Raw genomic sequence first — 16,420 nt, 5'->3', positions numbered from 1 at the left:
CGGCGGCTCAGAGGTCGCCTCAGGTCAGAGATCGCTCGGGACGCCCTGCGCGACGAGCTCGCTCGTCCCGTCGGCCCACAGCCGCAGCAGGCTGACGGACGCCGTCGGCACGCGCAGCCGCGACCACTGGGCGGGCGGCGCCTGGATGCTCGCGCCGATCGTGGCGCGCACCTGCACGGCGTGCCCCACGACGACGACCGTCCGCCCGGCGGCGGGCGCGCCGTCGAGGTGCGTGCGGACGAGGTCGTCGAGCGCGCCGCGCACACGCACCCCGACGTCCGCGACCGACTCGCCGTCCGGCGCCGTGACGGTTCCCGTCGTGTACCACTGCTCGCGCAGCCCGGGCCACCGCTCGTCGATCTCGGCCGCGGTCAGGCCGTCCCAGGCCCCGAAGTCCACCTCGGCGAACCGGGGGTCGGTCGTCACCGGCAGGCCGAGGCGGCGCCCGACGGCGCCGGCCGTCTCCTGCGCCCGCAGCAGCGGCGACGCGACGAGCGACGTCGGGCGCGGCACGTCGGCCCACGCCGTGCGACCGACGCGGAAGACGAGGTCGGCGGCCTGCGCCGCCTGCGTGCGCCCGCGCGACGTGAGCGCCGGGCCGGGCGCCGAGGAGCCGCTGAACGCCCCGGCGACGGTGTGGGCGGTCTGGCCGTGCCGCACCAGCACGACGGTCAGCGCCGGGAGGTCGTCGAAGCGGACCGCCGCGCCGGACGGCCACGCGGCCCCGGCGGTCGGCACCGCCGTCGTCACCGAGGTCTCCGTCCGCGAGGACCCCGCGCCGGGCGCAGCCTCGAGCGGGACGTGCACGGACCCTGCCCGGGCGTCGTCCGCGGGCGCGTCGTCCGGCCCGCCGTGGTCGCGCGCGATGTCGGCGCCGGTGTCCATCGCCTCGTTCGCGAGGCGGTCGGCGGCGGCGTTCTGGGCGCGCGGGACCCACTCGTACGTCGCGTTCCCGGGCGGCAGGACGGCGGCCGCCTCCGCGGCCAGCCGGCGCATGTCGTCGTGCTTGATCTGCCAGCGCCCGGACATCTGCTCGACGACGAGGCGCGAGTCCATCCGCACCGTCACGTGCGCGCCGGGGTCGATCTGCGCCACCGCGCGCAGCCCGGCGACGAGCCCCGAGTACTCGGCGACGTTGTTCGTCGCGACGCCGAGGAACCCCGCGCGCTCGGCCAGGAGCGCGTCCGTGGCGCCGTCGCGCACGACCGCGCCGTAGCCGGCGGGACCCGGGTTGCCGCGCGAGCCGCCGTCGGCCTCGACGACGAGGTGCCGGCCGGAGGCGCGGCCGTCGGGCGCGGGACGAGCGTCGCTCACGCGCTCACGGCCTCCGGACGCACGACGATGTGGCCGTAGTCCTCGAGGCGGACCACCTGCTCCGGCGCGGCGGACGTGATGGCCGCGAGCTCCGCGCGGCTGAGGTCGACGTTGAGGCCCTCGACGCGCTGGCCGCGCAGCGCCACGACGCCCCGGCCCCCGTTCTGGTCGCGCACGCGCTCGTAGAGGGCCAGCAGCGTGGCGTCGAGGCCCGTGACGGCGCCGCGCCGGCGCTCGGCGACCTGCCCGGCCTCCTCGTCGAGCTCCGCGAAGCGCGCGTCGCGCTCCGCGACGACCTCGGCCCGCGCCGACTCCAGCTCCGCGTGGGCGGACTCGAGACGCGCGAGAGCCTCCTCGTGCGCCTCGAGGCGCTCCATGACGTCGAGCTCGACCTCCTCCAGCGCGGCCTGACGGCGGGCGAGCGACTCGAGCTCGCCGACGAGCGCCTGCGCGTCCTTCGCGCCGACCTGCCCGGCGTCGAGCCGCGCCTGGTCACGGGCGGCCCGTGCCCGCACCTGCTCGACGTCGCCCTCGGCCTTCGCCAGCTCGCGCCGCAGGTCGGAGGCCGCGGTGCGGGACTCGACGAGGGAGGAGCCGAGGTCCTTGAGCTGGGCGTCGAGCTCGGCGATGCGCGCGAGCTCGGGCAGGTTGCGGCGCCGGTGCGCGAGCTGCTGGGCGCGCGTGTCGAGCTCCTGGACGTCGAGCAGGCGGAGCTGGTCGGCCGGCGGTGCGGTGGCCACGTGGTGTTCCTCTCGTCGGACCCGGTCGGGTCAGGGCGTCGGTCGGGCGGCCGCGGACGGCGCCGACGGGATGCGGGCCGTCCACGGGTCGGTGGGGGTCGTGCTGACCCGCGTCTCCACGTGCTCGCCGCGCTCGGCGAGCGCCCGCACGAGGTCCTCGGCAGCGTAGCGGAGCCACGGCCACTCGGACGCGAAGTGCGGGACGTCCACGAGGTAGGGCGTGGCCGGCCCGCCGGTCGTCGCGGCCTCGAGGACGGCGCGCTCGCGCAGCTCGGAGACCGGGTGGTGGCGCAGGTCGGACGTGACGTACACGTCGGCGCCGCTCCCGCGCACGGCGTCGAACAGCGAGTCCCCGGAGCCGCCCACGACGGCGACCGACTCGACCCGCGCGTCGAGGTCGCCCGCGACGCGCACGCCCTGCGCCGTCGCGGGCAGGACCGCGGCGACCTGCTCGGCGAACGCGCGCAGCGTCGTCGGGGCGGCCAGCCGGCCGACCCGCCCCGTGCCCGTGGTGACGGCGCGCGGCGGCCCGCCGGCCCGCTGCGGTGCGGCGTGAGGCACGAGCGGCACGCGGTGCAGGAGGTCGAGCGCGTCCGCGAGCGCGTCCGCGACGCCCCGCTCGGCCGCGTCGGCGTTGGTGTGCGCGACGTACAGGGCGCACCCCCCGCGGATGAGGCGGTGGACGAGCGAGCCCTTGAACGTCGTCGCGGCGACGGAGTGGACCGGCCGCAGGAACAGCGGGTGGTGCGTCACCAGGAGGTCCGCGCCCCAGTCGAGCGCCTCGTCGGCGACGTCCTCGACGGGGTCGACGGCGAGCAGCACCTTGCGCACCCGCGCGCCCGGGTCGCCGGCGACGAGGCCCACCGCGTCCCAGTCCTCGGCCGTCGACGGCGGATAGAGCCCGTCGAGCGTCCGCACGACCTCGGCGAGCGTCGGGGTGGTCGCGGGAGCTGGGGGTTCGGACGCCATGGCCGCAGGCTAACGTCGCCCGGGCGGCGGTGCGCGGTCGTGCCGCACCCGGCCGCCGGCGCGCGGTCGACGACGGGTCGCCCCGCCCGTCACTTGGCCTGCGCGTAGTCCTCGACGACCGCGACGCTCAGCGGGAAGTCGACCGGGAAGTCGCCGAACAGCAGCCGCCCGGCCTCCGCCGCGGCGTCCCGCACGACCGCGGCCACCGCGTCGGCGAGTGGGGCCGGGGCGTGCACGATCACCTCGTCGTGCAGGAAGAAGACGAGGTGCGGGCGCGCGGCGAACGGCGCGGGCGCCGCGCCGTCGTCGTCCCCCTCGCCGAGCGCCCACAGCCGCCGCCGGATCGACGCGAGCCAGCACAGGGCCCACTCGGCCGCGGTGCCCTGCACCACGAAGTTGCGCGTGAAGCGCCCCCAGGCCCGGGCCTGCGACCGCGCCGCTGTCGCCGCACCCTGGTCGGCGTCGTCCTCGGCCGCGTAGGCGCCGGACTGCGCCGCGCGCCACGCCGCGTCCGGGGGCGGGGAGCTGCGGCCGAGCCGCGTCGTGACGACCTCGCCCCGCTCCCCCGCACGCGCCGCCCGCTCGACGAGGTCGATCGCGGCGGGGAACGCGCGCGCCAGGCGGGGCAGGACGAGCGCGCTGTCGCCCGTCGTGCCCCCGTACATGGCACCGAGCATCCCGACCTTCGCGTGCTCGCGCGACGCGACCGCGCCCGACGCCACGATGCCCGCGTACAGGTCGACGCCGCGCCCGGCGTCCGCCATGCGCTCGTCCCGGGCGAGACCGGCGAGGACGCGCGGCTCGAGCTGGGCGGCGTCCGCGACGACGAGCCGCCAGCCCGGGTCGGCCACGACCGCGCGCCGCACCTGGCGGGGCAGCTGGAGCGCTCCCCCGCCGCTCGACGACCACCGCCCGGTCACGACGCCGCCCACCACGTACTCGGTGCGGAAGCGGCCGTCGCGCACCCACGTGTCGAGCCACGCCCAGCCGTTCGCCGTCAGCAGCCGCTGCATCGCCTTGTACTCGAGCAGGGGCGCGACCACAGGGTGGTCCAGGCGCTCCAGCTCCCACCTGCGCAGCGAGCGGGCGCCGACGCCGGCGTACTCCATGGCCCGCAGCAGGTCGGGGTGGGAGTCGGGGTTGAGGGTCGGCGGAGCGTCGAGCGCCTCGCGGATCGTGCGCACGAGCTCCTCCATGCGCGCGGGCCTCTCGCCCGCGCGGGGCCGTGGGCCGAGGACGCCCGCGAGGACCGCGTCGTGCACGTCGGCCCGCCACGGCAGACCCGCGTGGTGCATCTCGACCGCGACGAGCGCCCCCGCGGACTCGGCAGCGAGCAGCAGCCGCAGCCGTCCGGGGCCGTCCGGCCCGGCGGCGGCCTCGACGGCCTCTGCCTGGGCGCGCAGCTCGGCGCCGGGGTCGAGGCCCGCCGACGCCGTGCCCGTCACCGCCCGCGTCGTCGTCGGCAGGTCGAACAGGCCCTCGGCCGGCGGCGCGGCCCCCGGGACCGGCCCGACGGGCACGGGGGCGAGAGCGTCCCACGGCCCCCGCGGCGCCCGGGCGTAGGCGGTCGCCGCCGTGAGCACGGACCGCCGCAGGACGGCCCGCGCGAGGCGCAGGTCGTGCGCCCGCTCGACCCGCACGCCCGCCGTGAGCAGACCGGGGTACCAGGCGTTGGTGTCGTCCCACGTCCACCGCCCGGCGTCGCCGCCCGTACGGACGAGGTCCGCCGGGTCCCCGCGCCGCGGCAGCGGCACCTCCGCGTCGTCGCCGTCGACGGCCGTCAGCGACGCGCCGCCGGAGGGGTCGTCGGACAGGACCAGGTGCACGGCGCCAGTGTGCCCCGCGCCACCGACGCGCGCGGCGGGCACCGTCAGTCCCGGACGGCCCGCGGGTCCTGCGAGCGCTCGAGCTCGAGCTCGGCCGTGAGCACCCCGCCGACGAGCACGGCGATGCTCGTGAGCCACAGCCAGAGCACCCCCGCGAGCACCAGCCCGAGCATCTGCGCGGCGGCCTGCACGACGGCGGCCGCCGCGGCGTCGACGCCCGGCGTCGAGGGCACGGCGAGGGCGAGGTAGAGGCGGAAGCCCGACGACACGAGCAGCACGCCGAGCGTGCCGACGACCGCACCGGGCACGCAGCGCGCCCACGTCGTGGAGACGTTCGGGGCGTACCGGTAGAGCAGCGTGAGGTAGCCCGTGCACACCGCGACGACGACGGGCCAGCGCAGCACGTCCCACGTCACGTGGAACGCCCGGTCGAGACCGAACCGCTCCGCGAGCGCCGCGCCGTCCCCGAGCAGCGGGCCCACGACGACCATCCCGAGCACCGCGACGACCGTCGCGACCGCGCCGAGGGCGAGCGAGAGCCCGAGGACGTACTGGCCGACGATGCTGCGCCGGTCCTCCACCCGGTAGGCGTCGTCGAGCGCGCGCACCGCGGCCCGGAACACGCGGCTCGCGAGCCACAGGGCGACGACGAACGCGCCGAGCGCGAAACCGGCACGCTCCTCAGCCAGCAGCCCGTCGACGAGCGGCGCGAGGACGTCGCTCGCGACCTGCTCCGCGAAGACGGTCGTGAGCCCGTCGACGACCGTGGTGCGGATCTGGTCGACGCGGGCGTCCCCCAGCAGCGGGCGCAGGAAGCCCAGGCTCGCGCCGAGCGCCGTCGTGAGCGGCACGAGGGAGACGAGCCCGTAGTACGACATCTCGGCGGCCAGGCCCGTGACGCGCACGTCGGTGGAGCGGTACGCGGCGCGCAGCGCGACCTCGGCGACGGGGACGCCCCGCACCCGCAGGCCGGTGCGCGAGGCGCGGTCGAGCAGGCGGTCGCGCAGGTCGGGGGTGCGCTCGTCGCGGGCCCGCCGCCACGCGCGCAGCGGCCGGACCACGTGCACCGACGCCCACGAGCCCGCCGCGACGGCGGCGGTCGCGAGCACGAGGGTCGCGAGTGTCGCGAGCACGGTGCGGCGCCCGGAGGCGTCCACCGTCGTCCCGGCCAGCAGGACGGCCGCCGAGGCGCCGACGAGCACCAGGATCGTCGAGGTCGCGGTGCTGGTGGTCTCGCGCACCGGCGGCACGCGCCGGGCGACGACGGCCAGGACGAGGGCGAGGGCGGTCACGGCGACGAGCACGCTGGGCCGCCTCCCGGGGTCGGTGCGGACGGTGGGCGGCCGGGCGGTGCGGCCGTCGGCGGACGGTGCCGAGCGGCGCACGGGCGACGGCCGTCGCGGTGGGCCCGGAGGGACTCGAACCCCCGACATCCACGGTGTAAGCGTGGCGCTCTGACCAGCTGAGCTACAGGCCCCGGAAACGCGGTGCACAGCCTACCGGCTCGCGCGGGCGCACGGCCGCGCGCGACCGGCGGGCGCCGCGTCCCGGTGGAGGTCAGAGCCGCTCGAGGGCGCGCCGGTACTCGTCGAGGTCGCGGCGCCGCCCGCGCGGGTTGACGACCGACCAGCGCACGACGCCGTCGGGGTCGACGAGGAAGGAGCCCCGCAGCGCGATGCCCTGCGCCTCGTCGAGCACGCCGTAGGCCCGGGCGACCTCGCCGTGGGGCCAGAAGTCCGAGAGGAGGTCGAACCCGAACCCCTCCTGCTCCGCCCACGCCTTCTGCGCGAACACGGAGTCGCACGAGACGGCGAGCAGGGTCACGCCCGCGGACTCGAAGTCCTCGACGTTGTCGCGCAGCTCGCACAGCTCGCCCGTGCAGATGCCGGAGAACGCGAACGGGTAGAACACGACCAGCACCGGGCCGCCGCGCAGGTCGGCGAGGTGCACCGGCGTCCCGTGGGTGTCCGGCAGCGTGAAGTCGGGTGCGGGGTCGCCCGGCCCGGGCCGGGCCGGGGCGTCCGCCGCCGTGGGGGCCTCAGCGCCCGCGGCCACGCGTCCCCAGCCGCGTCGCGGACCAGTCCGGCGCGATCGCGAAGGTGCTCGTCGCGTGGAGGCCGGCGGTCGTCGCGGCCTCCTGGATCTCGTTGTGCCCGACGTGACCCGGACGGCCCGGCTTCTGCGTGAGCACCCAGATGAGGCCGCCGTCGTCGAGGACCGTCTGGACGTCCACGAGCGTGTCGGTGAGGTCGCCGTCGCCCTCGCGCCACCACACGATCACGCCGTCGGTGACGTCGTCGTAGTCCTCGTCGACGAGCTCGCCGCCGACGAGCTCCTCGAGGTCGGCGCGCAGGTCGTCGTCGACGTCCTCCGACCAGCCGAACTCCTGGACCACGTTCCCGGGCGCGAACCCCAGGCGGTCCACCCCGCGGGATCCTGCGGTGTCCGTCACAGTCGTGCCGTTCCTTTCCTCGTCCGTCAGCGTCGTGCGCGGCCGGTGGCGGGACCACCGTGTGCCGTGTCTGGCAAAGGTAGCCCACCGCACGACGCGATGCTTGGCAACGCGCGCGTCGTGGACGCGGCGTCCGGCCCCGGGGCCGGGGCGGTGTTCCGCGGGAGCGCGTGTCGCCCAGATCACGCCGTCTTGACCACTCGTTGGTGTGACTTCGTGCCCGGATGAGAACACAATGGGAGGACCACCCTGGTCTCGTGACGAGGCGCGGCCGCCACCAGCGGCCGGCGCCGCACGCCCGGAGTGGCTCCGAGACGGACGTCGGGCGTGCACCACGCGACCGGCGTCCGGCATCCGACGAGATATGAGGTTGCTGGTGGCTTCGTACGACGAGACCGGACCGCTGATCAACGGCCTGCTCAGCCAGGTACCGGACATCGACCCCGCCGAGACCGGTGAGTGGGTCGAGTCCCTCGACGGCCTGATCGACGACCGCGGGGGCCCGCGCGCCCGCTACGTCCTGCTGAACCTGCTCAAGAGGGCCCGGGAGCGCAACGTCGCCGTCCCCGCCTCGCTCACGACGCCCTACGTGAACACGATCGGTGTGCACGAGGAGCCGTACTTCCCCGGCGACGAGGCGCTCGAGCGCCGCTACCGCTCCTGGATCCGCTGGAACGCCGCCGTCATGGTGACGCGCGCGCAGCGGCCGGGCATCGGGGTCGGCGGCCACATCTCCTCGTACGCGTCGGTCGCGACGCTGTACGAGGTGGGCCTGAACCACTTCTTCCGCGGCAAGGACCACCCGGGCGGCGGCGACCAGGTCTACTTCCAGGGTCACGCGTCGCCCGGCGTGTACGCGCGCGCTTTCCTCGAGGGCCGCCTCTCGGCGGACCAGCTCGACGGGTTCCGCCAGGAGAAGTCGCACGCGGGCGGCGGCCTGCCGTCGTACCCGCACCCGCGCCTCATGCCGGACTTCTGGGAGTACCCCACGGTCTCGATGGGTCTCGGGCCGGCCAGCGCCATCTACCAGGCGTGGACCGACAAGTACCTGACCAACCGCGGCATCAAGGACACGTCCCAGCAGGACGTGTGGGCGTTCCTCGGCGACGGCGAGATGGACGAGCCCGAGTCGCGCGGCATGCTCCAGCTCGCGGCGCAGCAGCAGCTGGACAACCTCACGTTCGTCGTCAACTGCAACCTGCAGCGCCTCGACGGCCCCGTGCGCGGCAACGGCAAGATCATCCAGGAGCTCGAGGCGCAGTTCCGCGGCGCGGGCTGGAACGTCATCAAGGTGATCTGGGGCCGCGAGTGGGACGTGCTGCTCAACGCCGACAAGGACCGCGCGCTCGTCAACCTCATGAACGAGACGCCCGACGGCGACTACCAGACGTACCGTGCCGAGAACGGCGCGTTCATCCGCGAGCACTTCTTCGGCCGCGACCCGCGGACCAAGGCGCTCGTCGAGAACATGACCGACGACGACATCTGGAACCTCAAGCGCGGCGGTCACGACTACCGCAAGATCTACGCGGCGTACCACGCGGCGCGCTCGCACACGGGCCAGCCGACCGTCATCCTGGCGCACACGGTCAAGGGCTACGCGCTCGGGCCGAAGTTCGCGGGCCGCAACGCGACCCACCAGATGAAGAAGGTCGCGCTCGACGACCTCAAGGTGCTGCGCGACTCGCTGCGCATCCCGATCAGCGACGCCGAGCTCGACGCCAACCCGTACGAGCCCCCGTACTTCCACCCGGGCCCCGACGCGCCGGAGATCCGGTACCTCCTCGACCGCCGCCGCGGCCTCGGCGGGTTCGTCCCGGAGCGTCGCTCGAACCCGGCCCCGGTCAGCCTGCCCGACGAGAAGGCCTACGAGGTCCTCAAGAAGGGCTCCGGGCAGCAGGAGGTCGCGTCGACGATGGCGTTCGTGCGCCTGCTCAAGGACCTCATCAAGGACAAGGAGTTCGGCAAGCGCATCGTGCCGATCATCCCCGACGAGGCGCGCACGTTCGGCCTGGACTCGATCTTCCCGTCGGCGAAGATCTTCAACACGCAGGGCCAGCACTACCTCGCCGTGGACCGCGAGCTCATGCTGAGCTACAAGGAGTCCGAGGCCGGGCAGATCATGCACACCGGCATCAACGAGGCCGGCTCCGCGGCCGCGTTCCAGTCGGTCGGCACGTCCTACGCCACGCAGGGCGAGGTCATGGTGCCGGTCTACATCTTCTACTCGATGTTCGGCTTCCAGCGCACGGGCGACCAGTTCTGGGCCGCGGGCGACCAGCTCACGCGCGGCTTCATCATCGGCGCCACCGCCGGCCGCACGACGCTCACGGGCGAGGGCCTGCAGCACGCGGACGGCCACTCGCCGCTCCTCGCCGGCACCAACACGGCGATCGTCCAGTACGACCCGGCGTACGGCTACGAGATCCGCCACATCGTGCGTGACGGCCTGGAGCGCATGTACGGCCCGGGGACGAACGGCCGCGGTGCCGATGGTCGGGACCAGAACGTCATGTACTACCTGACGGTCTACAACGAGCCGATGGTCCAGCCGGCGGAGCCGGAGGACGTCGACGTCGAGGGCATCCTGCGCGGCATCCACCGCGTCGCCCCCTCCGACATGGCGTCCGACGGCGACACGCCCCGGGCCCAGCTCCTCGCCTCCGGCGTGGGCGTGCCGTGGGCGCTCGAGGCGCAGCAGCTCCTCAAGGAGGACTGGGGCGTGTCGGCCGACGTGTGGAGCGTGACGAGCTGGAACGAGCTGCGGCGCGACGCGCTCGCCGCCGACCAGGCCGCGTTCCTCGACCCGGCCGCCGAGCCCCGCACGCCGTACGTGACGGCGAAGCTGCAGGGTGCCGAGGGCCCGTTCGTCGCCACGAGCGACTACGACCACCTGGTCCCCGATCAGATCCGCAAGTGGGTCCCCGGCGACTACGAGGTGCTCGGCGCGGACGGCTTCGGCTTCTCCGACACGCGCGCCGCGGCACGCCGCCACTTCAAGATCGACGGCCCGTCGGTCGTGGTGCGCACGCTCCAGGCGCTGGCCCGTCAGGGCAAGGTGCCCGCGGACGCGTCCGCGAAGGCGATCGAGAAGTACCGCCTCATGGACGTCACGGCCGGTACGTCGGGCAACGCCGGCGGGGAGTCCTGACGCCGCCGGACCACCGGTCCACGGCCTGACCGCACGACGACGGCCGGTCGCCTCCCTCGGGAGGTGACCGGCCGTCGTCGTGCTGGGTCCGCGGTGGGGTCCTGTGCCGGAGAACCGGTGGGTCAGGTGCCGGAGCGGTGCTGCTCGGCCTGGGCGACGGCACGCTCGAGCTCGGCGTGCAGGCCGGCCACGGCCTCCGGGTCCTGGTAGGCGGAGAGCGCGTCGAGGTGCTGCCGGGCCTCGAGCGGACGGTCCGCCTCGATCGCGGCGAGGACGAGCTGGCGCCCGACCTCGGGCTCGTGCTCGCGCGCCCGCCAGTGCCCGACGCCGAGGCCCAGCGCCTCGTTCGGCAGACCGGCGTCGCGCAGGACCTCCATCGCCTGCGCCAGGGCGCGTCCGGTGTGGTCGCGCTCGGCCGCGGTGGCGAACCGGCGCAGCGCGGACTCCGGGTCGTCGTCGATCGAGAGACGACCGAGCTCGATGAGCGGGTACCAGCCCTTGGGGTGGCCGGCGAGCTCCTCCGCGAGGGCCCACACGGCGAGGTCCGCCGCACGCTGCTTCTCGGAGTCGTCGACGGGTGCGGCGAGCGGGTCGTCGGCCGGCGGCCCCTCGGCCGCGCGGCGGCGGACGAGCTCGGCGAGCGCGCGGAAGGCGCGCTCGTCGTTCGGGTCGTCGACGAGCATCGCGCGCAGCGCGTCCTCGTGGACGGTGTCACCGCGCTTCTCGCCCGACCTGGGACGGCGCGTGCCGACGGTCGACGCGGACGTCGGTCGTCGCATGAGCTGGCGCAGACGGGGCATGAGAGCCATGCCACGACCCTAACGGTTCCCCGCAGGCCACACCCGGTCGACGGCCCTCGCGGACCGGTGCGACGTCCCGCCCGCCGCCGGCTTTGTGGACTGTCCACAACGCCGGACCGTATGCTCGGTGCGTGACGGCGACCTCCACGCCCGCCTCCGGGCGGCCCGGCACCCCCGGCATCGCGGGCAACGCCGACAACCTCCAGGGTCTGCGCGACGGCAGCGGCCTGCTCATGGCCGCGGCGCTGCGCCGCCTCGACGAGGAGATCCGCTGGTACCGCGAGCTGCCCGCGGAGGACCGTTCGTACGTCGGGCTCGTCGCGCAGTCGGGCATCACGGCGTTCGTCTCGTGGTACGCCGACCCGAAGGCGCCGCCGCACGGCGTGAGCGAGATCTTCGCCGCGGCGCCGCCCGAGCTGACGCGCTCCATCTCGCTGCAGAACACCCTCCAGCTCGTGCGCATCGTCGTCGAGGTGGTCGAGACCCACTCCGACCAGCTCGCCGCGCCGGGCGGGGAGCGCGACCTGCGCGAGGCCGTCCTGCGCTACTCGCGCGAGGTCGCGTTCTCGGCCGCCGAGGTGTACGCCCGTGCGGCGGAGGTGCGCGGCGCGTGGGACGCCCGGCTCGAGGCGCTCGTCGTGGACGCGCTGGTCCGCGGCGACGGGGACGACTCGTTGCGCTCGCGCGTGTCCGCGCTCGGCTGGGGCGGACGCGGCTCGGCGCTCGTCATGGCGGGGACGACGACGCCGGGCCTGGACGAGGTCCGCACCGCCGAGCTGCGCCGCGCGACCCGGCGTGCGGCGGGCGACGCTCTCGTCGGGATCCACGGCGACCGGCTCGTGCTGGTCCTCGGCGGCGAGGGCGACCTGCAGGCGGCGGCCGCGTCCCTGCTCCCCCGGTTCGGGCCCGGGCCGGTCGTCATCGGCCCGACCGTGCCGGGGCTCGAGGAGGCCGGCCGCTCCGCGCAGGCCGCCCTCGCCGGCCTGCGGGCGGCACCGGCGTGGCCGCAGGCTCCCCGGCCGGTGCCGGCCGACGACCTGCTCCCCGAGCGCGTGCTCACCGGCGACACCACGGCGCGGCGCACGCTCGTCGCCCAGGCCTACCGCCCGCTCGCCGAGGCCACGGGGTCGGTGCTCGAGACGCTCTCCGCGTACCTCGGCACCGGTCGTTCCCTCGAGGCGGCGGCGCGCTCGCTGTACGTCCACCCGAACACCGTGCGCTACCGGCTGCGCAAGGTCTCCGAGATCACGGGGTGGGACCCGCTCGACGCGCGCGAGTCGTTCGTGCTGCAGGTCGCGCTCGCGCTGGGCCAGCTCTCGTCCGCGCGCTGACCGCCGCGTTGTAGGTTCGGCACAAACGCCTCGGTGAAGGTTGGTGCGCCCCGTGACGCCCCGCCCGGGCTCGGGGTTGGCACAGTTGACGGGTGCTCGCCGTCGTCTGCCCTGGACAGGGCTCCCAGTCCCCCGGAATGCTCACCCCCTGGCTCGAGCTGCCCGGCGTCCCCGAGAGCCTCGCGGCGTTCGGCGAGGCCGCCGGCACCGACCTGCTCGCGCACGGCACGACGTCGGACGCGGACACCATCCGCGACACCGCCGTCGCCCAGCCGCTGATCGTCGCCTCGTCGCTCGTCGCCCTGCGCGCGGTCCTCGACGGCCGGGACGCCACGGAGGTCGTCGACGTGACGGCCGGCCACTCCGTCGGCGAGCTGGCCGCGGCCGCCGTCGCCGGAGCGCTCGACGACGCGGGCGCCGTCGGCCTCGTGTCGCACCGCGCCCGCGCCATGGCCGAGGCCGCCGCGGCGAGCCCGAGCGGCATGAGCGCCGTCGTGGGCGGCACCCCGGACGAGGTGCTGGCCGCGATCGAGGCCGCCGGCCTGTGGCCCGCGAACGTCAACGGCGGCGGCCAGGTCGTCGCCGCGGGCGCGCACGAGAACCTCGCGCAGCTCGCCGAGAACCCGCCCGCGAAGACCCGGGTCATCCCGCTCCAGGTGGCGGGGGCCTTCCACACGCCGTTCATGCAGCCGGCGCTCGAGGCGTTCGCGCCGGTCGCGGCGGGGTGGACCGTCGCGGACCCGCGCCTGCCGTTCCTGTCGAACGCGGACGGCGAGCCCTACGGGCGCATCGACGTCGAGGGCAGCGCGCACGGCACCGCGCGCGACGTGGTGCGCCGCCTGACGGCGCAGATCGCCGCGCCGGTGCGCTGGGACCTGTGCCAGGAGACGCTCGCCGAGCTCGGCGTGACGGCGCTGCTCGAGCTCGCCCCGGGCGGGGTGCTGACCGGGCTCGCGCGGCGCGCCCTGCCGGGCGTCGAGACGGTCGCCGTGAAGTCGCCCGACGACCTCGACAGGGCGCGCGACCTCGTCGCGCGCCACTCCGTCGCCGGCGGCGCCGTGCCGGCAGGGTCGGGCGCGTGAGCGCGACGCTGCGGCAGGCCACCGGGCCTGCCCACTCGCGCATCCTCGCGATCGGCGGCGTGCGCGGCGAGCACGTCGTGACGAACGACGACATCGCGGGCCCCATCGACTCGTCCGACGAGTGGATCCGGCAGCGCACGGGCATCGTCACGCGGCGCCGCGCCGGGGCGGACGTCGACGTGCTCGACCTGTCGGAGGCCGCGGCGCGCGACGCCCTCGAGCGCGCGGGCCTGCAGGGCGCCGACGTGGACGCCGTCATCGTCTCCACGGTCACGTACTTCCACCAGACCCCGGCCGCGGCCGCCGTGCTCGCGGAGCGCCTCGGCGCGACGCCCGCCGCCGCGTTCGACGTGTCGGCGGCCTGCGCCGGCTACACGTACGCGATCGCCCAGGCGGACGCGCTCGTGCGCTCGGGCACCGCCCGCCACGTGCTCGTCGTCGGCGCCGAGAAGATGAGCGACTTCATCGACCCGACCGACCGGTCCATCTCCTTCCTCCTCGGCGACGGTGCCGGCGCCGCGGTCGTCGGCCCGTCGGACACGCCCGGCATCGGCCCGACGGTCTGGGGCTCGGACGGCGGCAAGGCTCAGGCGATCCGCCAGACCCACGCGTGGTCCGAGCTGCGCGAGGACCCCTCGCTGGGCTGGCCCACGCTCCGCCAGGACGGGCAGAGCGTGTTCAAGTGGGCGAGCTTCCAGATGGCGCCGATCGCCGCCAAGGCGATGGCCGAGGCCGGCGTCGCCCCCGGCGACATCCAGGCGTTCGTCCCCCACCAGGCGAACATGCGCATCATCGACCAGATGATCAAGCAGCTCGACCTGCCCGCGACGGTCGCCGTCGCGCGCGACATCGCGGAGACGGGCAACACGTCCGCCGCCTCCATCCCCCTCGCGACACGCCGTCTCCTCGACGAGGGGCAGGTCCGCTCCGGCGACCTGGCCCTGCAGATCGGGTTCGGCGCCGGCCTCGTCTACGCGGCGCAGGTCGTCGTGCTCCCGTAGGGGAGAATCACCCGGGGGCGGGCCGACGTCGACCGACGCACCGCGTCCGCCCTCCGTACCGCAGCACCGTTCGGGCCCGACCCGAGCGCCCGCCACAGGGACCGGTGACCCGGACCCACGACAAGGAGAAACCATGGCTTACACCGAGCAGGAAGTCCTCGCCGGCCTCGCGGAGATCGTCGCCGAGGAGACGGGTCTGCCGACCGACGCCGTCGCGCTCGAGAAGTCCTTCACCGACGACCTCGACATCGACTCCCTCTCGATGATGACGATCGTGACGCACGCCGAGGACAAGTTCGGGGTCCGCATCCCCGACGAGGAGGTCAAGAACCTCACGACGGTCGGCGACGCCGTGTCGTACATCACGGGCGCCCAGGCCTGAAGCACCCGGCCTGCCCGGCAGGCCCCGGGCGGGCCGGCGCGCGACGCCGGCCCGCCCGACCACCGTCGAACCACCCGAGGAGCATCCATGCCCGCCGTCCGTGAAGTCGTCGTCACCGGTCTCGGTGCCACCACGCCGCTCGGCGGGGACGTGCCCTCGACCTGGGCCGCCGCCCTCGCCGGCGAGTCGGGCGCGCGCCCGCTCGACAACGACTGGTCCGAGCGCTACGAGATTCCCGTCACCTTCGCGGCGACGATCAAGGTGAAGCCGGAGGAGGTCCTCACGCGCCCGGAGATCAAGCGCATGGACCCCTCCACGCAGTACGCGATCATCGCCGCGCGCGAGGCGTGGGCCGACGCCGGCGCGCCCGACGTCGACGGCGAGCGCCTCGGGACGGTGGTGTCCTCGGGCATCGGCGGCATCTGGACGACGCTCGACGGCTGGGACACGCTGCGCGAGCGCGGCGCGCGCCGCATGCTGCCGATGACGGTGCCGATGCTCATGCCGAACTCCCCCACCGCCTACGTCTCGCTCGAGCTCGGCGCCCGTGCCGGCGCGCACGCGCTGGTCTCGGCCTGCGCCTCCGGCGCGGAGGCGATCGGCTACGGCGTCGACATGATCCGCTCGGGCCGTGCGGACGTCGTCGTCGCCGGCGGCACCGAGGCGACGATCCACCCGATGCCGATCGCCGCGTTCGCGGCCTCGCGCACCCTGTCGCTGCGCAACGACGACCCGCAGGGCGCGTCGCGTCCGTACGACGTCGACCGCGACGGCTTCGTGCTCGGTGAGGGCGCGGCCGTCGTCGTGCTGGAGAGCGCCGAGCACGCCGCCGCCCGTGGCGCACGCGTGTACGCGAAGCTCGCCGGCGTCGGCCTGTCCGCCGACGCCTACCACATCACGTCGCCCGACCCGGAGGGCCGCGGCCAGGTCTCCGCCATGCGCCGCGCGCTCGAGGAGGCCGGGGCGACCGGGCGCGACGTCGTGCACGTCAACGCGCACGCGACGTCCACCAAGGTGGGCGACCTCACGGAGACCCGCTCGATCCGCTCCCTCCTCGGGGACGACGCCGACCACGTCCAGCTGTCGGCGACGAAGTCGATGACGGGCCACCTGCTGGGCGGCGCCGGCGCGCTGGAGTCGGTGTTCACGATCAAGGCCGTCGCGGAGCGTCTGGCGCCGCCGACGATCAACGTCGCCAACCCCGACCCCGAGCTGCAGGTGCCGCTCGTGCGCGACACGCCGTCGCCGCTGCCGGAGGGCGACGTCGTCGCGGTCAACAACTCGTTCGGCTTCGGCGGGCACAACGTCGCCCTCGCGGTGACGAACGCCTGACGCGACCCCCCGTACGCCGCGAGGCCGCCTCCCCGGTGGG

Annotated in this window: 14 protein-coding genes and 1 tRNA gene; 6 read left to right on the top strand and 9 right to left on the bottom strand. The window is 75.4% G+C overall.

What is annotated here, in order from left to right; genetic code table 11:
- Positions 1-24: 24 nt before the first annotated feature.
- The 8 genes from ACFTZA_RS15355 to ACFTZA_RS15320 all read right to left on the bottom strand — a co-directional run bounded on the left by ACFTZA_RS15355 (position 25) and on the right by ACFTZA_RS15320 (position 7,301).
- The gene (locus ACFTZA_RS15355; protein ID WP_378196709.1) at positions 25-1,314 is read right to left on the bottom strand and encodes a bifunctional RNase H/acid phosphatase; all 1,290 of its coding nucleotides are present in this window, start codon (positions 1,312-1,314) and stop codon (positions 25-27) included.
- The gene (locus tag ACFTZA_RS15350; protein WP_378196706.1) at positions 1,311-2,054 is read right to left on the bottom strand and encodes a zinc ribbon domain-containing protein; all 744 of its coding nucleotides are present in this window, start codon (positions 2,052-2,054) and stop codon (positions 1,311-1,313) included. The genes ACFTZA_RS15355 and ACFTZA_RS15350 overlap by 4 nt, the downstream gene beginning before the upstream one ends.
- Positions 2,055-2,084: 30 nt before the next feature.
- Positions 2,085-3,023, bottom strand: coding sequence for a Nif3-like dinuclear metal center hexameric protein (locus tag ACFTZA_RS15345; RefSeq protein WP_378196703.1), 939 nt, complete (start codon positions 3,021-3,023; stop codon positions 2,085-2,087).
- 89 nt (positions 3,024-3,112) lie between these two features.
- Positions 3,113-4,849 carry a bifunctional 3'-5' exonuclease/DNA polymerase gene (locus ACFTZA_RS15340; RefSeq protein ID WP_378196701.1) on the bottom strand — a complete coding sequence of 579 codons (1,737 nt, stop codon included), beginning with the start codon at positions 4,847-4,849 and terminating at the stop codon, positions 3,113-3,115.
- Between the two features lie 44 nt (positions 4,850-4,893).
- A complete protein-coding gene (locus ACFTZA_RS15335) occupies positions 4,894-6,141 on the bottom strand; it encodes a YihY/virulence factor BrkB family protein (RefSeq protein ID WP_378196698.1) in 1,248 nt (415 codons plus the stop codon).
- Positions 6,142-6,252: 111 nt separating this feature from the next.
- Positions 6,253-6,326, bottom strand: a tRNA-Val gene (locus tag ACFTZA_RS15330).
- Positions 6,327-6,406: 80 nt separating this feature from the next.
- Entirely contained in the window at positions 6,407-6,904 is a 498-nt protein-coding gene (locus ACFTZA_RS15325; RefSeq protein ID WP_378196695.1) for a peroxiredoxin, read from the bottom strand.
- Positions 6,888-7,301 (bottom strand): DUF3052 domain-containing protein, encoded by a 414-nt coding sequence (locus ACFTZA_RS15320; RefSeq protein ID WP_378196692.1) that lies wholly within the window; start codon positions 7,299-7,301, stop codon positions 6,888-6,890. The genes ACFTZA_RS15325 and ACFTZA_RS15320 overlap by 17 nt, the downstream gene beginning before the upstream one ends.
- Before the next feature lie 376 nt (positions 7,302-7,677).
- Between ACFTZA_RS15320 and aceE the strand changes: the two genes are divergently transcribed.
- A complete protein-coding gene (gene aceE, locus ACFTZA_RS15315; protein ID WP_378196689.1) occupies positions 7,678-10,452 on the top strand; it encodes a pyruvate dehydrogenase (acetyl-transferring), homodimeric type in 2,775 nt (924 codons plus the stop codon).
- 122 nt (positions 10,453-10,574) lie between these two features.
- Here aceE and ACFTZA_RS15310 read toward each other — a convergent pair whose 3' ends face one another.
- Positions 10,575-11,261 (bottom strand): hypothetical protein, encoded by a 687-nt coding sequence (locus tag ACFTZA_RS15310; protein WP_378196687.1) that lies wholly within the window; start codon positions 11,259-11,261, stop codon positions 10,575-10,577.
- Positions 11,262-11,431: 170 nt separating this feature from the next.
- Between ACFTZA_RS15310 and ACFTZA_RS15305 the strand changes: the two genes are divergently transcribed.
- The 5 genes from ACFTZA_RS15305 to ACFTZA_RS15285 all read left to right on the top strand — a co-directional run bounded on the left by ACFTZA_RS15305 (position 11,432) and on the right by ACFTZA_RS15285 (position 16,380).
- The gene (locus ACFTZA_RS15305) at positions 11,432-12,583 is read left to right on the top strand and encodes a PucR family transcriptional regulator (protein ID WP_378196815.1); all 1,152 of its coding nucleotides are present in this window, start codon (positions 11,432-11,434) and stop codon (positions 12,581-12,583) included.
- 92 nt (positions 12,584-12,675) lie between these two features.
- Positions 12,676-13,665, top strand: a complete 990-nt coding sequence (locus ACFTZA_RS15300) for an ACP S-malonyltransferase (RefSeq protein ID WP_378196684.1) — start codon at positions 12,676-12,678, stop codon at positions 13,663-13,665.
- The gene (locus ACFTZA_RS15295) at positions 13,662-14,666 is read left to right on the top strand and encodes a beta-ketoacyl-ACP synthase III (RefSeq protein WP_378196681.1); all 1,005 of its coding nucleotides are present in this window, start codon (positions 13,662-13,664) and stop codon (positions 14,664-14,666) included. Before ACFTZA_RS15300 ends, ACFTZA_RS15295 begins: the two co-directional genes overlap by 4 nt.
- 133 nt (positions 14,667-14,799) lie before the next feature.
- The gene (locus tag ACFTZA_RS15290; protein WP_069387563.1) at positions 14,800-15,048 is read left to right on the top strand and encodes an acyl carrier protein; all 249 of its coding nucleotides are present in this window, start codon (positions 14,800-14,802) and stop codon (positions 15,046-15,048) included.
- 87 nt (positions 15,049-15,135) lie between these two features.
- Complete coding sequence (locus ACFTZA_RS15285) at positions 15,136-16,380, top strand: beta-ketoacyl-[acyl-carrier-protein] synthase family protein (RefSeq protein WP_378196677.1); 1,245 nt, start codon at positions 15,136-15,138, stop codon at positions 16,378-16,380.
- Positions 16,381-16,420: the final 40 nt, after the last annotated feature.

It is taken from the genome of Cellulosimicrobium sp. NPDC057127 (genome assembly GCF_042670945.1).
Lineage (GTDB): Bacteria > Actinomycetota > Actinomycetes > Actinomycetales > Cellulomonadaceae > Cellulosimicrobium.
The sequence above is the reverse complement of the archived record's forward strand: the minus strand, read 5'-3'. Positions and strand labels throughout refer to the sequence as shown.